The organism is Pseudarthrobacter sp. PvP090, assembly GCF_040547365.1.
GTDB lineage: Bacteria > Actinomycetota > Actinomycetes > Actinomycetales > Micrococcaceae > Arthrobacter.
Genome location: NZ_JBEPPO010000012.1, coordinates 17,589 through 35,799 on the forward strand (window position 1 = coordinate 17,589; position 18,211 = coordinate 35,799).

Sequence of the window (18,211 nt, forward strand, 5' to 3'; positions counted from 1 at the left end):
CCAGTGCCACGCGGGACTGAGGCGCCGCAAAGCTGCAGACGGCGGCTGCGACATTGTCATGCAGCCGTTGATTGCACCCCGGTTACCTGATCGTAGTGCCGCGGTGGTGTTCTATGGCGAGGATGGTGATGTCGATCGCGCCCGGGGTCAGGCCCGTGTGGCTGATGCTTTCACGCACGCGTTGTTGTACCGCTTCGGCGACATCGAGGGCGGTGTAGGCGATGTCGGTGGCGATATCGAGGTGGACGCGTGCGGTGCCGTCGCTGATCGTCGCGGTGACGCCGTCGTGCCGGTAGGTGCCGTTTACGCTGCCGGGATGGCGGAGGTGGCGCAAGGCGCCGGGACCGAGCCGGGCCAGGAATCCTTGGACGGTGGGTTCGAGTCTGAGGACCCCGGGTGTTTCCAGCGTCGTGCGGGTAGCGAGGGAGGCGATGAGCTGGCTGGTGATGATCGAGCCTTGAAGGGGCGGGTCAGACATCGTACAAGTCCTCCACGGTGATGTTGACGGTTCCGGCGCCAATGCCGACGCCGGCCGGAATCGCGTTGCTGATCTCGTGTCGCAGCGCCTCCGCCATGAGGGGGATGTCGATGCCCGGGGCAGCGGCCACCCGAAGATTGACTATGAGGCGAGGACCCGAAGTGGTGGCGGTGCCGGTGGCTCCGGACGGGTGGTCTTCACCGGCGAGGCCGGCGGCGGCCGGGCGTATTTCGATGCGGCAGCGTCGTGAGTGGACCCCGGGGATCGCTGCTGCCGCGGACCGGACGAGGGAGCTCAGGGCCTGTTCGCTGATCTCCGTGGTGCCGTTGTCTGCGCTGCGCAGGAGGATTCTGCTGCCGCGGCGGACTTCCGCGCGGGCCACATCCATGATGGCGTCTTTGATCCCGGGGCCCGGTTTCAGCGCGGGATCGTGCAGGTCGCTTTCGCGCAGTGCACGGGTTGCTTCACTGAGTCTTTCCAGCCGGGTTCTGGCCGTCTGGCAATGTTCGCACTGTTCCTGGTGTGCGGTGGGAGGCCGGTCGATGGTAGCCCAGATGCTGTCGATGCTGCGGCCGCAGCCGAGCCGGGGGACGTCGTCTAACGCCATTGGCTCATCCCTTCTGCTATCTGGTGACGTGCCCGGGCGAGTGTGCCGCGAACTGCTGTCGGGCTGATCTTCAGTGTGACACCGATCTCGGCGTAACTGCGTCCGTGCATTTCCCGCAGCAGCCAGCAGGCCCGTTGTGCCGGGGGAAGCGTCTTCAGGAGTGCGGTCAGGCCGTCCTGTTCGGCGGACCATTCAGCCTCGTGGGCCGGATCCCATCCGGCCGGGACGGAGCGGGCGCGGGCTCCTGGAATGGCGTCCATGTCGTCCGAGTCGACGATGCTCTCGGCATGGGCGGACCGCTTGCGCAGCACGTCCAGGCACTTGTTCGTCGCCAGCCGGTAGATCCAGCCACCGAAAGCATCGGCATCAGCGAGCATGGGCAGACCACACCAGCTCGTGGTCAGGGTTTCCTGCACGATGTCTTCGGCTTCGCCGCGGTCATTGAGCATCCGATACGCCAGCCGAAAGAGTCTGTACTGATACGTGAGCACCAGGTGTTCGAATGCTGCCAGGTCGCCGTCCTGGGCGCGGGCGACGATGCTCCCCTCGTCCAGGTCCGGTTCGAAGCCGGGGCCGTGATCACCCATGTACTGTCCATCCCGTCCGGTGACTTGCCGGTGTCTGGCCCAATATGCCACAGCCAGGCAACGCCGGGAACCGCGAGGAGGTTACGTTGCCCGGTGAGGAAAATAATCCGTGCCGACACGTGACGATTCCTGTTGGGCTTCGTCTCTATCGGTGTAAGCACGATCACCAGTCCGACGAGGAGATGTTTCCCATGACCGAGACACCCAGAACCCCCGGAGCTTCCAGCGGCGTCATGTCCACACCCGAGGAGCAGAAGCACGGCAGCGCGCTGGCACCAACGAAGGCACGGGACGCACTGCACACCGATCGCGGGGCCACCACGATCGAGGAAACCGTTGTGCAGAAGCTGGCTGGCATCGCCACCCGCGAGGTTCCCGGTGTGTACGCCATGGGCAGTGCCGGACGGCGGGCGTTCAGCGCCCTGACCGAACGCATTCCCGGTTCCCAGACCAACGTCAGCGGCGGCGTCACCGTGGAAAAGGGTGAGCGTCAGGCCGCCATCGATGTCTCCATCGTCATCGACTACGGGTTCTCCGTGGTGGAGGTCAGCCAGGCGATCCGCCGCAACATCATCCAGTCCGTTGAACGCGCCACCGGATTGGAAGTGTTGGAAGTGAACATCAACGTCTCCGATGTTCACCTGCCCGAGGAGGAACACGACGACCAGCAGGTCCAGAAGACCCAACTGCAGTAACCACCTGTCACAGTATCCCCGCCAGGAAAAACGGGTCGTTGAGGAAAAAGGATGGCTATGTCTACTACACGTTGGTGCGTGACCATAGGTCTGGTACTGGGTATCGTTTTGGGCTTCGGCGGCTGGCTGGCTCTTCTGGCCACGGTGGTCCTCGGATTCATTGGACTGCTGGTCGGCCGGGTCGCGGAAGGAAAACTCGATGTACAGGCCCTGTTCGGTAGAGCATCGAGCCGATGAACCCGCCAGGAGCCCACGCTCTGCCCTTGCCCGGGGGCGGGGCCGGGGACGCCGTCCCCGGCCCCGCAGAGACGGGCACACGAGGGCAGACCTTCCTGGCGGCCAGGGTGATCGAAAAAATTGCCGGCCAGGTCGCCAGCGATGAATCCTCCGCCGGCGGTTCCTCCGGCGGATTTCTGGGCATCGGAACCCGTGCTGATCTCTCCGCCCGGCCCAAGGCGTCCGTGGAACTCACCGGGAACATCGCGACCCTAAGAGTAGAGGTCGGGATGCTGTATCCGGTGCCGCTGCGCCAGGCCACCGAGGAACTGCGCCGCCGGATCGCGACCAGGGTGACCGAGTTGACCGGAGTCGATGTCCGACAGGTCGACATCAGGATCGCGTGGCTGACCACGGGCACCGACAGCAACGGCCGAAGGACGCTGCTATGAGCCGGCCCGGCCAACGGTCCACCCGTCTGCGGCACCGGCCCAGCCGCGCTATCCCGGCACTCATCGCCGGAACAATGCTCCTGGCCGCCGGCGTCGCGCTGGTCTGGCTGAGCGTCTCCCGGCTGGTCAGCGGCTCGTGGCCGGCCGTGCTGCAGGGACCGGTCGACTGGCTCGCCGGGCTGGCATGGAACGACCCCGCCGTCTGGCAGATCGGGACAGCCGTCATTGTCGCAGGGGTCATCCTGTTACTGTGCGCGATCATTCCAGGCGGGTTCACCGCCCTCACCATCGATGATTCCGGCACGCGCAGCGGAGATGAGGCGCCACCGGTGCAGGAGCAGGAGACAGTGATGACCCGACGCGCCGTCGCCCACCTGGCCAAAGCCCGGTGCGTGCAGATCGACGGCGTCGGCTCGGCCTCAGCGACAGCCACCACGCGGCGCGTGCACGTGAACGTGACGACTTCCCTGCACGAGCCAGGAGACCTGCACCAGAGGATCACCGAGGCCGTCCGGACCCGTCTGGAGGAAGCCGGGCTCTCGCCGGTGCCGCAGGTTACGGCCACGGTCCGGTCCAGAGACTAAGACCATGCGCGCCCCGTCCACCGCCACTAGTTGAAGGATGTCTTCCAATGAGGCAGAACGCAGGAACCCTGAACCGGACATGGTTGGCAATTCTCGGCATCCTCGTCCTGGCCGCCGGCACTGCACTGCTTTTGCAGGCCAGCGGGACACTGCATGCTCTTCTCAACACCGCCCCCGCATGGCAGTCCGTCGTCACCGGTGATCTGCACGCCTTCCTCGCGCCGCCGGGGGTGGCGGCCGTTGTACTGATCATTGGACTCATCATCGGGGTCCTGGGGCTGCTGTGGATCATCGCCCAGATCCCGAGGAGAAACTCGGCAGGCGCCTACCGCCTCCATGATGACGGCAGCCGGGGATTCACCCTCTGCGACCCGTCGGTCCTCGCCGCCGCCGTCGAAAAGCAGATCAACACCCTGCCCGGTGTCGTCACATCCGCGGCCCTGCTGCGAGGATCCGCCAATGCCCCCGACCTGACCCTGAAGGTGACCGTCAATGACAGGGCCGACGTCCGGGACGTCATCCACCGCATCCAAACCACCACCCTGCCGGAGCTCTCAAGCGCCCTGGGGGCGCCCCTGCAGAGCAGCCGGCTGCAGATCGACGTCAGCGGACGAACCCAAAGCACCGGAACCGTGGTGCATTCCACCGGCACAGTCGTCTACTAGCCCGGAAGTGCCATTCCCGTGCCTGAGCCAAGGTACCCGCTGACGATCAGCCGGGTGCGCCCGCCTTCCGCGTCCTTCAGCTCGAACCCCCACAGCGAGTCGGTGAAGTACCGGGTACGCTGTCCCGCCGGATCGAACGGGCGGCCACGCAGATGGGCCCGGAGGACTTCCGGCACTGGTCCCCCGGCGGCGTACCGGCCTATTCTGGACGCACATTTTGAGCTCGACAGCTGGACAAACATGGCGCCGAAGAAACGGAATCGATCTCGCCTGGCCGCGGCCCTGTGGAGGGTCCTCGGATTCCTGACAGTGAGCGCCGTCTGCGGTGTTCTGGTCGCCAGCCTGGCGGTCCCGGGCGTCGCTGCTGCCGGAGTGGCCGTCAGCAGGTCAATCACCTTCTTCAACAACCTCCCCGCTGAGCTGGCGGTTGCTCCGCCGTCGCAGTCAACCACAGTGCTGAGCGCAGACGGGAAGCCGATCGCCACCTTCTTCGCGGAGAACCGCGTGAAGGTAAGCCTGGACGAGATGTCCCCCTACATTAAGGACGCGATCGTCGCCATCGAGGACCGCCGCTTCTACGATCACGCCGGCGTCGACCCCCAGGGGATTCTCCGGGCGCTCACGACAAACCTGACCAGCGGCGACAGGCAGGGCGCATCCACACTGACCCAGCAGTACGTAACAAACGTGATCAATGAGTCCCTGGTGTCGGCGGAGAGGACCGATCAGGTCATCCTCAGCGGGCAGAAGAGCATCGGCGATAAGGTGCGGGAGATGAAGCTCGCCCTCGAGCTGGAAAAGAAATTCACCAAGGACCAGATCCTGGAGGGCTATCTCAATATCGTGTTCTTCAACCGGGACGCGTACGGCGTTGAGGCCGCAGCCCGGCATTTCTTCAGCACCTCCGCAAAGGACCTCACCCTGCCGCAAGCTGCCCTGCTCGCCGGCCTGGTCAACAGCCCCAGCTTCTACGATCCCGCCGTCAACCCGGACAACGCCGTCAAGCGGCGCAACCAGGTCCTGGACAAAATGCTCAGCGACGGAAAAATCCTCCAGGCTGATCATGACGCCGCTGTCGCCAGCGGTGTCGAACTGAAGATCACACCTGCAAAGCAGGGGTGCTCGGCGGCTGACATGGCGCCGTACTTCTGCGACTACGTCTCCCACCTGATCCTCAACAACCCGGTGTACGGCATCGACGCCACGGCTCGCGAGAGGAAGCTGTACCGCGGCGGCCTGACCATCACCACCACGCTGGACAGCAGGCTGCAGGCTGCCGCGCAGGCGCAGGTTGACGCCACCGCCGGAGCCAACCCGGACAAGTGGGGCGCGTCTCTGGTCTCGATCGGTCCCGGCTCCGGCAGGATCCTCGCGATGGCGCAAAACACCGTGTTTCTGCCCGCCCCCGGAAAATTCGACACCCAGCTGAACTTCAACGTCGATGCTAAGGACGCCGACGGAAATGACCTGAACGGCGCCGGCGGGTTCCAACCCGGGTCCACGATGAAACCGTTCACCTTCGCGGAATGGCTCAATGAAGGCAAGTCCATGGTCGCCGAGGTGGATGCCTCCCGGCGGACTTATCCGCTGGACTTCCCGTGGAAGTCCAGCTGTGGAAAGGTCCTCGGGGCCTACAACACGGCTGAAAAGGCCCTCGGCGCCGCAGACGACCTGCAGAACAACGACGAGGGCTATTATCGCAAGATGCCCGTCAATTACGGGCTGTACAACTCCATCAATACGGCCACCTTCGCGGAGGCCGCCGAGCTGGATTTTTGCGGCATCCAGAGAATGGTGGATGCCGTGGGACTTCACAGCGGCGTGGATAACGCCCCGGTGAACATGCATCAGCTGGGCAACCTGCTGGGTGCCATCGGGGTTGCCCCGCTCCATCTGGCCAACGCGTTTGCCACGTTCGCCGCTGACGGCAGGTATTGCGCCCCGATCGCTATCGCCGGCGTGACCGATGCGGCGGGACGGGAGCTACCGGCCCAGATCAGCGACTGCCGCAGCGCGGTGAAGCCCGAGGTTGCCCGGGGCGTGAACTCCGTGCTCCAGGATGTGCTGAAACTGGGGTCCGGCGTGTACATCGAACCCAGGGTTCACACCAGTTTCCCGGTCGCGGCCAAGACCGGCACGTCCAACACCAACGGCGCGACGTGGGTGGTCGGCTACACCAGCGGCTTGGCCACCGCATCCTTCTTCGGAGACGCGCTGGAAGGCCAGAAACGGCCCGGCCAGAACGTCACCATCAACGGCAAGTTCTACAAGAACATTGACGGCTACATGCTGGCTGGCCCGCAGTGGGCGAACTACATGCTCGAGGTCGCGGGCCTCTATCCCGCCGAGGCTTTCCCGCCGCCACCGGAGTCCATGACCAAGCCGTGACCCGCCGCATCCACCAGGTCCGCCCTGCAGCGGCCGGGGCTGCGCCCTGGACACCGTCGGACGGTGTCGGCGGTGCCCGTCACCTCGCAGATGTTCTGCGCCGGGATGTTCTTACTTGGTAACTTGGCCTCATGAGCGAACACGTTGATGTGTTGATTGTCGGAGCCGGGCTGAGCGGCATCGGATTCGCCGGCCGGCTGAAGCGCGAAGCGCCTGGGAAGACCTTCACGATCCTTGAGTCCCGCGGTGCGGTGGGAGGCACGTGGGATCTTTTCAGGTACCCGGGCATCCGCTCCGACAGCGACATGTACACGCTCGGTTACTCCTTCCGGCCCTGGGCCGGCGCCAAGGCCATTGCCGACGGCGATTCGATTCGCGAATACATCGAGGCGACGGTCGCGGACGAGGAACTCGAACCGCGGATCCGGCTGCATCACCGGGTCGAATCGGCTGAGTGGTCAAGCGAAACCGCACTGTGGACCGTCACGGCCGCCCTGACGTCCGGCGTCGAATATCGCCGGGACGATCCGGCGTCGCACGCCGGCCCGTCGGTCACGTTCACCTGCTCGTTCCTGTCCGTGTGCTCGGGCTATTACCGGTATGACGAAGGGTTCACCCCGGTCATCGAGGGGGCCGAGACGTTTGCGGGATCGATCGTCCACCCGCAACACTGGCCTGCTGATCTCGATTACGAAGGCAAGCAGGTGGTGATCATCGGCAGCGGGGCAACCGCAGTAACACTCGTGCCGTCGATGGCGGGCTCGGCCGCCAAGGTCACCATGCTGCAGCGCTCCCCCACCTACATCGCCCCCGTGCCGTCCCGGGATCACCTCGCCGACCATCTTCGAGGCAAGGTACCCGCGCAACTGGCTTACGACGTCGTACGGGCCAAGAACATCCTATTTTCGATGCTGACGTACCAGCTCAGCCGGCGGCGGCCGGAAACGATGAAGGGGATCCTCCGCAAGGCGGCCATCGCCAAGCTGCCGGAGGGCTTTGCGGTCGACACGCACCTGACCCCGTCGTATCAGCCCTGGGACCAGCGGCTCTGCGCGATCCCCAATGGCGACCTCTACCGCGCCATCAGCGCAGGCACTGCCGACATCGTGACCGACGAGATCTCGCGGATCACCCCGAGCGGGCTTGACCTGGTCTCGGGCGGGTCGATCCCGGCCGACGTGATCGTCACAGCGACAGGGCTGAACCTGCTCGTGCTCGGCGGGATGACTCTCCGGGTCGACGGCGAGCCGGTGGACGTGGGCAGGACCCTGACCTACAAGGGCATGATGCTCGACGGCGTTCCCAATTTTGCGCTCACTGTCGGCTACACCAACGCGTCGTGGACGCTGAAAGCGGATCTGGTCGCCGGCTACATCTGCAGGCTGCTGAAGTACCTCGACCGGCGGCACCTGCAATGGGTTACGCCCCAAGCTCCCGCCGACGTCGCGGACGCTGAGCTGACGTCCCTGATCGACCTGAAGGCGGGCTACGTCCTTCGCGACGCCGACCACCTGCCCCGGCAGGGCACCGGCTCGCCGTGGCGGCTGCACCAGAACTATGTGCGCGATTTGGCCCTGCTCAGGGCCGGCAGGCTGACGGACCACGTTCGTTTCGGCCGGCGCGGGCAGCAGGTGATTGCGCCTGGACGGGAAACCCCGGAGGCACGCCAGGGCCCTCTCGACCTCCCGGGAACAGCACACGTCGACGTCGGAGGGACGCGTTTGCGCTACCGGAAAACCGGCGCCGGGGACCCCGTGCTGCTCCTGCACGGCATTGGCCAGAGCCTGGAGGACTGGAACGAGCAACACCAGCGTCTCTCGGCAAGCCACACCGTCTACAGCGTTGACCTGCCCGGCTTCGCGTACTCCGACCGGCTCTCCGGGACGGCGACTCTGGCGAAGCTTGCTAACGCCCTGCCCGCCTTCCTCGACGCCCTCGGGGTGCACGAACCGCTTCCGGTCATCGGCAATTCGCTCGGAGGTGCCGTCGCCATGAAGTTCGCTGCCGACCATCCCCACCGCGTCTCAGCCCTGGTGCTGGCCAACAGTGCGGGATTCGGCCAGGAGGTTGCCCTGGTCCTGCGCCTGCTCACGGTCGGGCCACTCGCTGCGCTGCTCATGCGTCCCGACGAAGCAGCTTCGCGCCTTACGGTCCAGTCGCTCTTCTGTGACAAGGAGCTGGCGACAGGTGCCCGCGTCGACCATGCATTCGCCCTGTCACAACGGTCGGCCCACCGCCAGACAACCCTCGACATTGCCCGCGATCTCGGAACGATCGTCGGCATCAGGACCGAATGGCGGACGGCCCTCGTCGAGGCCCTGGCGCAGTTGGACATTCCGGCGCTCGTGCTCTGGGGCGACCACGACCACATCCTCCCGTGCAGCCAGCTGAGGGCGGCGACCGCGGCGTTGCCCCGCGCCGAGTCGTACGTCTTCTCGAACACGGGGCACATGCCCCAGATCGAACGGCCCGACGAGTTCGCCGCGATCGTGGAACAGTTCCTGTCCCGGGTCATGGCGGGCCGCCAGACGGCAGGCATCTGACACGAAAGGCGCATCTCTGTCAGAGAGAAGCGCCCTTCATTTGACCGTGACGACGAGGTGGTTCAGGCGTTCGACGCCTCGGTCGCCTTTGAACGGACAAACTCATGATCCTCCTGGGACATGACCGTTTCGCCGTGCTGCCCACTGGCGAGATCCTCGCCAGCCGCCTTGGAGACAACTGCGGTGATGGTCCTGGGAAGGATCTGGCATCCGGGGTTGTCGATAAACCACTTCCGCGTTGCAGGGTCCAGACGGTCCCAATGGTCCTTAATGTGCATCTGACGATGCCGCCTTCCTTCTCGATGTGTGGTTCGGGGTGGAACATGGCGCGCTGCCAGAGGTCATGATGCTCGCCCCAGCCCCACAAGCAAACGTCTTGCCCAGGAGGAAGGCTAGGGCCAAAGTCCCTCAATTTTCGTGGGTGCCGAGCCTCCAAGAAATCTTCCAGTTTTCGCTGGAAAACTATGCCCTCCGGAAGCAAAATCAAACTCAGAGGCCGGCGCGGGGATCCACGGAGGAGATCCTGGACTGGCAGCCGCACTCCCCCGAGGTACTGCAAAACATGCGGAACCACCTTGAAGAGCTCAAGCGCCTTGGCATCGAGGCAATCAACTGAACCGCCGAGCGGTCCCTGGCGTCAGTCCCGCGCCCGCATCAGCGGCGGATTGAGCACCGCCCGGATCGGCTGACCAGCGGCCGGACGGGCGGCGGCGGCCAGCCGGAAAAGCGCCGCCGGGCGGCCCGTCTCACCCGTCGTCATCCGCCCCGTGTCTTCCAGAAAACCAGGCGTTCCCGTGGCCTTGCGGTGGAAATTCCGGGGGTCCAGGCGCGTGCCCCAGACGGCCTCATACACAGTCCGGAGCTGGGCGACGGTGAACTCATCGCCGCAAAAGGCCGCCCCCAGTGGCGAGTATTCGAGCTTCGACTTCGCCCGCTCCACGGCGTCCGCGAGGATCCGCCCGTGGTCAAAGGCGAGCTCCAATTCGCCATCCAAGACCTGGCTGACCGGGTACCAGGCGGCATGCTCGGCGTCGCTCCCGGCGGACAGGACGGGAAAGTTGGGTGCGAGGAGCAGGTGGGCCACGGTGAGCACATCCCCGCGCGGGTCCCGCCCCTTCGGCCCGTAGCTCCCCAGCTGTTCCAAGTGGCCAGGGACCTGCTCGACGCCGGTTTCCTCCGCCAGTTCCCGGCCCGCCGCCGTCACCAGGTCCTCACCGGGCAGCACGAAACCGCCCGGCAGTGCGAGCCTGCCGCGGAAGGGCTCGATGAGGCGGGTGACCAGCAGGACGTTCAGGACGTCGTCAACCACGGTGAGGGCGACGACGTCGACCGTCACCGGGAAGCACGCAGGCGCCGGGTGGGATTCAGGCATGAATCCATAGTAGGGACTTATCGTCACCTTGACAATAAATCGTTGTGCCGTTTACAGTTTCAGTTATCGTCAAGTTGACGAAAAATCGAACGGATTAGGAGAACCCCATGGCCAGCATCAAGCGCTACCCTTGGATCAGCCACTTCCTGGGCAGCCCCACAGGCCACGTCGTCCACCTGCAGAAGGGCCAGGTCAGGCACCAGGGTGTTGGCCAGGCCTTCTGGTTCCGGCCGGCGAACTCCGTGCTCAGCGAGGTTCCTGTGGACGACCAGGAACTGCCCACGCTCTTCCACGCCATCACCCGTGACCACCAGGACGTGAGCGTCCAGGCCAACGTGACCTACCGCTTCATCGACCCGGTGTCCGTCTCCACCCGGCTCGACTTCGGCCTCCAGCCGGCCGGCTCGACCCAGGCAACCGGCAAGGAGCAGGTGGCCACCATCATCGGCCAGCTGTGCCAGAGCCACGCGATCGACCAGATCGCCACCACCACGCTCGCCGAGGCGCTGGAACGCGGAGTCAGCCAGCTCCGCAGCGTTCTCACGGAAGCCCTCCGTGCGGACGACCGGCTCCAGTCCACCGGCATCGAGATCCTTGGAGTGCAGGTTCTGGCGGTCCGGCCGGAGTCCGACGTCGAGAGGGCCCTGCAGACACCGGTCCGGGAACAGCTCCAGGCCGAAGCGGACCGGGCCGTGTACGAGCGCCGGGCCGTCGCCGTCGAACGCGAACGGACCATCTCCGAGAACGAAATGGCGAGCCAGATCGAACTGGCCACCCGGCGCGAGCACTTGGTCGCCCAGGAAGGCGCCAACTCACGGCGTCAGGCTGAAGAAAAGGCCGCCGCGGGGCTCATCGAGGCGCAGGCCTCCGCCGAGCGCCAAGGCATCAACGCCTCCGCCGAAGCAAACCAGATCCGGCTGGTCGGCGAGGCGGCCGCGGCACGCGAGGCCTTTACCATGGACGTATACCGGGACGTGGAACAGGCCACCCTGCTGGCACTGGCCCTGCGCGACGCTGCCGCCTCACTGCCCAACATCGGAAACCTCACCATCACGCCGGACCTGCTCAGCGGAGCACTCGCCGGGCTGTTCAGGGAGCCTGCGGGCAGCGCGGTTCCGGCCGCTGCGGCCGGCGTCGGGGCTGCAACAGCCGTCCGGGCCGGGAAGTAGGATTCCGGTCATGGCAACTCCCCGTCTCGTCATCGTCCACCGGCGGACCGAACTCCAGGAACTCCTGGACCGGCACGCCACCCGCGGGCAGGCCGAATTCTTCCTCCGGACCCGCGGCCGCACGCTTCAGGATGTGCAGGAGCGCCATGACGGGCTCTCCGCGGCCCTGGCGACCGTCCGCGCCGCGGTTCCGGCCGAGTGGCGTCACGCCGAGGTGGAACGTGCCGATTTGAGCCGCTTCCTGCTCACACCGGAGGACATCATCGCGGTTGTCGGCCAGGACGGGCTGGTGGCGAACGCGGCGAAGTATCTCAACCGTCAGCCCGTCATCGGGATCGATCCGGAACCGGGAGCCAATCCGGGCGTCCTGGTCCGGCACACGCCCGGCGCGGCGGCAAAGCTGCTCCAGGAGGCCGGCCGGGCCGGCCCGGTGGAGCGGCTGCGCTGCCAGGAACTCGCCACAGTGACAGCACGGCTCGATGACGGGCAGGAACTCTCGGGACTCAACGAAATCTTCATCGGGCATGCCTCGCACCAGTCGGCCCGCTACCAGCTCACGACCCCGGGCGGCCGGGCTGAACGCCACTCTTCGTCGGGCCTGATCGTCTCCACGGGCACGGGCGCCACCGGATGGTGCGCCTCCATAGCCCTGGAACGCGGAGGACGTGCCTTGCCGGCACCGACGGATCCCCGGCTGGCGTGGTTCGTCCGCGAGGCCTGGCCCTCCCCCATCACCGGAATCACCTTGACCGAGGGCGAGCTGGCGGCAGGCGAAACGCTCCGCGTCACCGTTGCCTCCGACCAGCTCGTGGTGTTCGGCGACGGCATGGAGGACGACCGCCTCACCGCATCCTGGGGCCAGGAAATCATGGTTCAGTTGGGCGACAGGCCGCTGCGGCTTGTGGCGTAGGACCCCAGAGTGACCAACCTCAGCGAGGATCGTCCTGTGCCGACTTTTCGTATCACAAGTGCCCGTCCCGTCGACGCCGTTCCCAGGGGCCGGATCGGCTATGACCTCTCCGCGGATCGGCTGTTGCTTCACACCATTCAGCCGAAGGGAGCCGTGGACGCCCTGCTCTCGACTGGCGTCCTGGTGCCAGACCGGTCGCTCGCCGAACCGTATTTCGCTGACGCCTACGCATGGATGCTCCAACGGATGGGAAAGAGACTCGCCACGACGGGTGACGGGGCGCTCTGGTTCTGGGCCAAGATCACCCGCCGGGACCTGGTGGACTTCTGTCGGCGCTCCAAGGGCGATGTTCTTCTGACGTGCAGGGCGCCCCGGGAACGGGTGCTCCTCTCCCACTTTGGCGACTGGCATTCGGTCCTGAACGGACGCCCGCTTGTCTGGGATCAGCCAGGCGAGAGCGACGAAGACTTCACCACCCGCCTGGATCGTGTGTTCGACGATTTCGAGGACCGGATCAGGGCGGCAGGGTCTCAGGATTTGAGCCTCCCGTATTGGCCGGAAGATCTGAGGACCGAAGTCGAGCAGGGTTGGAAGAGCATTCTGGAACCGGACAACTACGGCCGCTTCGGGAGCTGGCAGGCCACCATGCACGAGCTGCGCGCCGAGGATGTGATGAACGCCGTCAGGCTCGAAAGCTGAGCAATCGCGGCCAGCGTTACCGTCCCGAGAGGCTTGCCACGAGCTCAAGTCCTACGCGATGTCGAGGATCAGCGGCATGTGATCGCTATGCGGCAACCAGTCCTCGGAGTCCCCTACTGTGAGCTGTGCCGGCACACCGTCGCTCAGGAATGCGTAGTCGATGTGATGCCCGAATCGCTGGTTACGCGTGTGAAAGTAAGTCTTGGTCGACTCCTCCCCTTGGTTCTTCCCACCGTCGCGGTGGTAAACGCTGCTGAGTCCAAGCCCGCCCAGCTTTTCAACCAGCATGCTGTGGTTCCTTCCAGGATGTACCTTGTCCCAGACGGTGTTGCTATTAAAGTCCCCCATCAGCAACGCCATTTCGCCAGAGAGGAAGCCAGCGTGCCGGTCGACAATTTCGTGGGTCACGCGCACATATCTCAGCTCGCGATTTAGCTGATGTGCCCATAAGGCGACGACGCTAAGTCCGTCCACCGAGAATGGGAGATGCCAGGGCAAGTTCGCATCTACGGGTTCTGTCACCCGGTATCGGGAGCTGGCGATTCCCAGTACTCCGAGCCCTTTATTCGGGTTGCTGCCCGTCCACGCAGCGAAGGGGTTAGTGGCTGCGTTCTTGACTGCTCATGACGATGTCCGGGTCTGAGCGCAAACCTTCCTACTTTTCGTGCTGTCGGCGCACCATCTCGGTGATCCACGTGGGCGCGAACGGAGACGTGCAGCCCGGGGAAGTCGGGTAGTCCTTGAGCACTTCCAGGCGCTCACCGATGTCGATGGCGCGGGTCCGGTGCTCGGCGTGCTCGATCCCGATCTGAGCGAGGCAGTGGTTCATCGCCCATTGCAGGCGGTCCGGGGAGTCTTTCATCTCCGCCTCGATGACATCAAGCAGTCCTGCGAGGTCGAGACCCTCGGGCTTCTTCGTCACACGTTCGGAGGTCAGCGCCCAGCCTGCACTCGCGACAACTGGATCCGGGTCGGCAGACCAGGCCAGGCGCAATCCTTCGGAGTAAGGGTTCTTCTTCACCACGTAGTTCACGAGCCAGTCGTGCACCTTGGGTACTCGCGACTCGCGCAACATGCGGTCCAACTCATCACGCTCGAACGCCTTCCCGCGGCAGATCAGGATCGCCAGCAGTCTCGCCGGGGTGTCATCCGTCTCCCATAGCCGGCGCGCGAGGTCCTGCTGTGTCTTCAGCCTTTTAGCGAGCGCGCGCAGTTTGCTGAGATTCACACCGTGATCGTCTCCGTGTTTCTCGTTCACCCGGCGTGCCCTTGGGTCCTCGAGCTGCGCCAGCTCGGCCATCACCTCGGCAAGCATCGTCTCGGCCACCTCGGTCTCCTGTCCATTAGTTCCGGAATCCCTATCTCACCATGCGGGCGTTCCCACTCCGGTGCCATAATGCTCTGCCGCTACAGAGATGCTGAACACCTGACGATCGCGCGGGAGTTCCTGGCCCTCCGGGCCGAAGCTTGGGCCGAAGAACGCGAAGCCGATGACCTGCCCTCGGCTCTCCGCAATTCTGACGTTCCATTCCTCGCGTGGATTCCCGAGGATGTGATTCCACATCCGGTGACGGCTCTGTACCTGCCCTTCGGTAAAGAAGTCCCCAGGGAGCAGATGAGCGTATGCCTCGCGCCAAGTGGCCACGTGCAGTTCAGCGATCTGTCGTGAGTCGGCGAGCGCGGGCTCACGCAGCGTGAACGGCTTCACCACATCCCGCCAGAATCCTCGCCGCGATTGTGACTGCCATCGCCGAAGCACCTGCTAGGAACCTCTGCGTGGAGACCCTGGCCCGCGGCCCCGTCCTGGCGGCGGACGACAGAGAACCCTACCCGCTCCATCCAGACCAGTGCAGCTGCTGCATCCGGGTAACTAAGGTAGGCAAAGAGTTTTGCATTCATGACGGGACCGTATTCCGGCGAGCAGGACTTTGGAAACGGCCTGCTGCTGCTTAGGCGCGGGTAACGGTCAGCGTAACGCTGGGGCAAGAATCTGCGTACCGGACCAGTGCCGCCTTCTCCGCGCTGTCGACGCGGAGGCCCCAGCGGATTTTTACCGCCACCCAGTGGCGGATGTAGGCGCAGCGGTTGGCCGGCGGCATCCAGGCTTCCGGGCCGCTTGCCTGCTTGGACGCGTTGAGGGCAGACGTCTGGGCGCTCAGGGTGCGAGTGTCCCCGAGGTCGTTGTAAAAGGCCACGCGCCGTGCCTGGGACCAGTACCTCGCGCCGGATCCCCAAGCCTCATGGACAGGCACGAGGTGGTCGATCTGCACCGTAGAGGCGGACGTGTGGATACGGTTGTCCCACGAAGTCACCCATCGTCCCGTGCTGGCCGTGCATCCACGGCTCGTGTAGGTGACCGCCGCTCTGGACTCCTGTACCAGGACTTCCTGGCGCGTGTTCTGACAGTCCCGATTGGTGTCAATCCAGCCGCCGAAGTACCGATCCCTGTCATACCCCGTGTTGACCTCGGTAGAGACGACCAGGCTCCGAACGGCAGTTCTCAGGGACGCCTGGTATACGGTTGCTGCTTCCGCCGGAACGGCAAGACCTGTCAGAAGCAAGCCTGCGACCGCGCCCGTGACCCCAAAGGTTCGCAGGAATATAGTAAGCCGCCTCGGCTTCAGGGCCAGCGGTTTGATCGCGACAAAGCTGGGCAGATGGATTTTCATGGTTCCCCCGAAATAACGAGATGCCTGAGTCAGGCATGTCAGACCGACAATTCGCTAAGACTAGCCCGGCCAGAGGTCATTTCGGCCAAATAAACGCATTATGGCGCCGTCGCGGGAGATCAAGCTGTAATGGTAAATTTCCGGCAACAGGCAATAATTAACGGCAGCCTCTGCTAGGGAACCAAATTCCATTCCACAATTGTTGATTCCGAGGTGTATCGAGCTTTTGTCATTTGTGTCGCCGCCTGACCCTGAATGATGACCCATCCGCGGATACAGTCGCCCCGTCTGATTTGTGTCTCTTCTGGGTATCCAGGTACCGCGCCCGGATGCTCCCAGGTCTTGGTGGCGAACTTATAGCGGCGATCCTCTGCGTCATAAATGGCCCACGGCCCCGAACCGATGGTGACTTCGGACGATTTACCCGCACCCATGCAGACCTTCACGTCTATTGCTTCCTGGTTCGGGTCCTGGGGCTCGATGCCCTTGCGGTGTTCGTAGACGGTCACTGTCCCACCGGAGGGCGTCGGTGCCGACGTGCCCAAGGCCAGGGGCGTTGCGCTTGCGGGCAGCGCAGGTGGCGTAGCGGTGACGGTCACCGTCACCGTGGGCGCCGGCGCGTTCGCGCTGGAGTTCGCCTCGCAGCCTGTAAGCGTCACGGCCAGTAGGCACACCGAGGCTATTACTCTATTCATTCCAACCCCAAAGTCTCGCCGGCCAGCATCGCCGGGCTTCAAACGGAGGTTATCACGCCCCGGTACCCTTGCTTGGCCGGTGGACCGGGGCCGATCACAGGTCCACGGCGTTCTGTTGCTGCTCGGACGACGAACTGCTCCCATACAGAGCACTGTTCCCCGGAAAGTCAGAGCTGAAGCCTCAGTCCAACTTCCGGGGACCAGTTCAGGCAGGGGCCCTTCGGATATATGTCCGGCGGCAGCGTGCTACTTCCTGGCGATGGAGTAGGCGTTGAACGGATCCGATTCGACGTCCTTGGATTCCACGTTCGCGAAGCCGGCGTCGGCGAGCATCGACAGCGCGAGCTGTTTGCCCCAGACGGTGCCCAGCCCGTCGCCGTCGAGCCCGAGCGAAACGCTCATGCAGTGGAACGTTGAGATCGCGTAGAGGTAGCTGCCCCAGGGGAGGTCAATGTTCTCCTCCACCTTGCTGGATGCCTTGATGTCCACCATCAGGAAGATCCCGTCCGGCCGCAGCGCCCGGTGGATGTTGCGCAGCACCGCCGCCGGATGCGCCTGGTCGTGGATGGCGTCGAAAGCCGTCACCGCGTCGAAACGGGCCTCGACGTCCAGGCCGGCCACATCAACGACCTCGAAGCTGGCGTTCGCCAGTCCCAACCGTTCCGCCTCGCCGCGGGCGGCACGGATGGCTCCCTCGGAAAAGTCGTAGCCGGTGAACCTGCTGGCCGGGAAAGCCTGCGCCATGAGGTTGATCGCGTGGCCGCTGCCACAGCCGACGTCGGCGACGTCGATGCCGGCCTTCAGCCGTTCAGGCAGACCGGGAACGAGCGGCAGGATCACGTCCAGCAGTGCTGCGTCGTGCACCGCCGCGCTGGTCTGGGCCATGTTCCGGTGGAAGTGGGGGTAGTCCTCGTAGGACAGCCCGCTGCCGTGCCGGAAACGTTCGATGATCTTCTGTTCAACCTCGCCCATCATGGAAATGTGCTGCATCAGAATCGCCATGTTGTCCGGGCCCGCGGCGCTAGTCAGGACGGCAGCATGCTCGCGGGGCAGCCAGTACGTCCCGGCCGCAGGGTCGTAGTGGACCACGCGCGCCGCGGTCATGCCGCCCAGCCATTCACGCACATAGCGCTCGTTGAGGTCGCCGGCGTCGGCTATCTGTGCACTGGTCGCGGCAGGCAAGCCTGCCAGCGTCTCGAACAGGCCGGTCTGGTGCCCGACGCTGGTCAGCAGTGCGGTCGCGGCATCGTTCAGGATGCCCACGAAGCGTCCGGTGAAAGCCTTGGAGGCCTCGACGTCGAACTCCGCCAGTGATGTTTCCAACTCGATGGTCATTGTTGTTCCTCCCTTTGCTACAGGCGTCTGTGCCTGATTGATTCCAGCGTAGGAATTGCCAGGTGCCGCCGGCATCGGGCGAACGATGTGTTCTGTTCGGAGCCCATGGGGCGAATCATGCAGACGCCCGTCCGGCAGTTGCTGCCG

Annotated in this window: 23 protein-coding genes; 11 read left to right on the top strand and 12 right to left on the bottom strand. The window is 64.8% G+C overall.

Annotated features, from left to right (window positions below; translation table 11 throughout):
- Positions 1-82: 82 nt before the first annotated feature.
- The 3 genes from ABIC21_RS14465 to ABIC21_RS14475 are packed head-to-tail and all read right to left on the bottom strand — an operon-like array spanning position 83 to position 1,672.
- Positions 83-478 (bottom strand): Asp23/Gls24 family envelope stress response protein, encoded by a 396-nt coding sequence (locus tag ABIC21_RS14465; RefSeq protein ID WP_354351091.1) that lies wholly within the window; start codon positions 476-478, stop codon positions 83-85.
- A complete protein-coding gene (locus ABIC21_RS14470; RefSeq protein WP_354351092.1) occupies positions 471-1,085 on the bottom strand; it encodes an Asp23/Gls24 family envelope stress response protein in 615 nt (204 codons plus the stop codon). Before ABIC21_RS14470 ends, ABIC21_RS14465 begins: the two co-directional genes overlap by 8 nt.
- Positions 1,076-1,672 carry an RNA polymerase sigma factor gene (locus ABIC21_RS14475; RefSeq protein WP_354351093.1) on the bottom strand — a complete coding sequence of 199 codons (597 nt, stop codon included), beginning with the start codon at positions 1,670-1,672 and terminating at the stop codon, positions 1,076-1,078. The genes ABIC21_RS14470 and ABIC21_RS14475 overlap by 10 nt, the downstream gene beginning before the upstream one ends.
- Before the next feature lie 191 nt (positions 1,673-1,863).
- Between ABIC21_RS14475 and ABIC21_RS14480 the strand changes: the two genes are divergently transcribed.
- Genes ABIC21_RS14480 through ABIC21_RS14500 form a run of 5 tightly spaced genes read left to right on the top strand, consistent with a single transcriptional unit; the run spans position 1,864 to position 4,284 of the window.
- Positions 1,864-2,367 carry an Asp23/Gls24 family envelope stress response protein gene (locus ABIC21_RS14480; protein ID WP_354351094.1) on the top strand — a complete coding sequence of 168 codons (504 nt, stop codon included), beginning with the start codon at positions 1,864-1,866 and terminating at the stop codon, positions 2,365-2,367.
- A gap of 57 nt (positions 2,368-2,424) precedes the next feature.
- A complete protein-coding gene (locus tag ABIC21_RS14485) occupies positions 2,425-2,604 on the top strand; it encodes a hypothetical protein (protein ID WP_307465510.1) in 180 nt (59 codons plus the stop codon).
- A complete protein-coding gene (locus ABIC21_RS14490) occupies positions 2,601-3,035 on the top strand; it encodes an Asp23/Gls24 family envelope stress response protein (protein WP_354351095.1) in 435 nt (144 codons plus the stop codon). The genes ABIC21_RS14485 and ABIC21_RS14490 overlap by 4 nt, the downstream gene beginning before the upstream one ends.
- Positions 3,032-3,619 (top strand): DUF6286 domain-containing protein, encoded by a 588-nt coding sequence (locus tag ABIC21_RS14495; protein WP_354351096.1) that lies wholly within the window; start codon positions 3,032-3,034, stop codon positions 3,617-3,619. The genes ABIC21_RS14490 and ABIC21_RS14495 overlap by 4 nt, the downstream gene beginning before the upstream one ends.
- 47 nt (positions 3,620-3,666) lie before the next feature.
- Positions 3,667-4,284: an Asp23/Gls24 family envelope stress response protein gene (locus ABIC21_RS14500; RefSeq protein WP_354351097.1), complete on the top strand. Its 618-nt coding sequence runs from the start codon at positions 3,667-3,669 to the stop codon at positions 4,282-4,284.
- On the opposite strand, the gene ABIC21_RS14505 is transcribed toward ABIC21_RS14500, so the two are convergent.
- The gene (locus tag ABIC21_RS14505; protein ID WP_354351098.1) at positions 4,281-4,460 is read right to left on the bottom strand and encodes a hypothetical protein; all 180 of its coding nucleotides are present in this window, start codon (positions 4,458-4,460) and stop codon (positions 4,281-4,283) included. The two genes, ABIC21_RS14500 and ABIC21_RS14505, sit on opposite strands and share 4 nt — an antisense overlap.
- A gap of 64 nt (positions 4,461-4,524) precedes the next feature.
- Here ABIC21_RS14505 and ABIC21_RS14510 point away from each other — a divergent pair, with 64 nt between their 5' ends.
- Both ABIC21_RS14510 and ABIC21_RS14515 read left to right on the top strand, forming a co-directional pair.
- Positions 4,525-6,672, top strand: coding sequence for a transglycosylase domain-containing protein (locus ABIC21_RS14510; RefSeq protein WP_354351099.1), 2,148 nt, complete (start codon positions 4,525-4,527; stop codon positions 6,670-6,672).
- Between the two features lie 131 nt (positions 6,673-6,803).
- Positions 6,804-9,215 carry an alpha/beta fold hydrolase gene (locus ABIC21_RS14515; RefSeq protein WP_354351100.1) on the top strand — a complete coding sequence of 804 codons (2,412 nt, stop codon included), beginning with the start codon at positions 6,804-6,806 and terminating at the stop codon, positions 9,213-9,215.
- Between the two features lie 62 nt (positions 9,216-9,277).
- Here the strand turns inward: ABIC21_RS14515 and ABIC21_RS14520 are convergent, their stop codons facing one another.
- On the bottom strand, positions 9,278-9,493 hold the full coding sequence (locus tag ABIC21_RS14520) for a hypothetical protein (protein WP_354351101.1): 216 nt from the start codon (positions 9,491-9,493) through the stop codon (positions 9,278-9,280).
- 143 nt (positions 9,494-9,636) lie between these two features.
- Between ABIC21_RS14520 and ABIC21_RS14525 the strand changes: the two genes are divergently transcribed.
- Positions 9,637-9,831 (top strand): hypothetical protein, encoded by a 195-nt coding sequence (locus ABIC21_RS14525; RefSeq protein ID WP_354351102.1) that lies wholly within the window; start codon positions 9,637-9,639, stop codon positions 9,829-9,831.
- Between the two features lie 21 nt (positions 9,832-9,852).
- Here ABIC21_RS14525 and ABIC21_RS14530 read toward each other — a convergent pair whose 3' ends face one another.
- Positions 9,853-10,587 carry an NUDIX hydrolase gene (locus tag ABIC21_RS14530; protein WP_354351103.1) on the bottom strand — a complete coding sequence of 245 codons (735 nt, stop codon included), beginning with the start codon at positions 10,585-10,587 and terminating at the stop codon, positions 9,853-9,855.
- 107 nt (positions 10,588-10,694) lie between these two features.
- Between ABIC21_RS14530 and ABIC21_RS14535 the strand changes: the two genes are divergently transcribed.
- Genes ABIC21_RS14535 through ABIC21_RS14545 form a run of 3 tightly spaced genes read left to right on the top strand, consistent with a single transcriptional unit; the run spans position 10,695 to position 13,365 of the window.
- Positions 10,695-11,756 carry an SPFH domain-containing protein gene (locus ABIC21_RS14535; RefSeq protein WP_354351104.1) on the top strand — a complete coding sequence of 354 codons (1,062 nt, stop codon included), beginning with the start codon at positions 10,695-10,697 and terminating at the stop codon, positions 11,754-11,756.
- 10 nt (positions 11,757-11,766) lie between these two features.
- Positions 11,767-12,666, top strand: a complete 900-nt coding sequence (locus ABIC21_RS14540; protein WP_354351105.1) for a diacylglycerol kinase catalytic domain-containing protein — start codon at positions 11,767-11,769, stop codon at positions 12,664-12,666.
- Positions 12,667-12,675: 9 nt separating this feature from the next.
- The gene (locus tag ABIC21_RS14545; RefSeq protein ID WP_354351106.1) at positions 12,676-13,365 is read left to right on the top strand and encodes a DUF3841 domain-containing protein; all 690 of its coding nucleotides are present in this window, start codon (positions 12,676-12,678) and stop codon (positions 13,363-13,365) included.
- Between the two features lie 51 nt (positions 13,366-13,416).
- Here ABIC21_RS14545 and ABIC21_RS14550 read toward each other — a convergent pair whose 3' ends face one another.
- The 6 genes from ABIC21_RS14550 to ABIC21_RS14575 form a co-directional block, all read right to left on the bottom strand.
- Positions 13,417-13,773 carry an endonuclease/exonuclease/phosphatase family protein gene (locus ABIC21_RS14550; protein ID WP_354351107.1) on the bottom strand — a complete coding sequence of 119 codons (357 nt, stop codon included), beginning with the start codon at positions 13,771-13,773 and terminating at the stop codon, positions 13,417-13,419.
- Positions 13,774-14,020: 247 nt separating this feature from the next.
- Positions 14,021-14,680, bottom strand: coding sequence for a DNA alkylation repair protein (locus ABIC21_RS14555; RefSeq protein WP_354351231.1), 660 nt, complete (start codon positions 14,678-14,680; stop codon positions 14,021-14,023).
- Between the two features lie 48 nt (positions 14,681-14,728).
- Entirely contained in the window at positions 14,729-15,076 is a 348-nt protein-coding gene (locus ABIC21_RS14560) for a GNAT family N-acetyltransferase (RefSeq protein ID WP_354351108.1), read from the bottom strand.
- A gap of 238 nt (positions 15,077-15,314) precedes the next feature.
- Positions 15,315-16,034, bottom strand: a complete 720-nt coding sequence (locus ABIC21_RS19340) for an HNH endonuclease family protein (protein ID WP_502936008.1) — start codon at positions 16,032-16,034, stop codon at positions 15,315-15,317.
- Positions 16,035-16,207: 173 nt separating this feature from the next.
- A complete protein-coding gene (locus ABIC21_RS14570; RefSeq protein ID WP_354351110.1) occupies positions 16,208-16,543 on the bottom strand; it encodes a hypothetical protein in 336 nt (111 codons plus the stop codon).
- Between the two features lie 432 nt (positions 16,544-16,975).
- The gene (locus ABIC21_RS14575; RefSeq protein ID WP_354351111.1) at positions 16,976-18,064 is read right to left on the bottom strand and encodes a class I SAM-dependent methyltransferase; all 1,089 of its coding nucleotides are present in this window, start codon (positions 18,062-18,064) and stop codon (positions 16,976-16,978) included.
- Between the last annotated feature and the right edge of the window lie 147 nt (positions 18,065-18,211).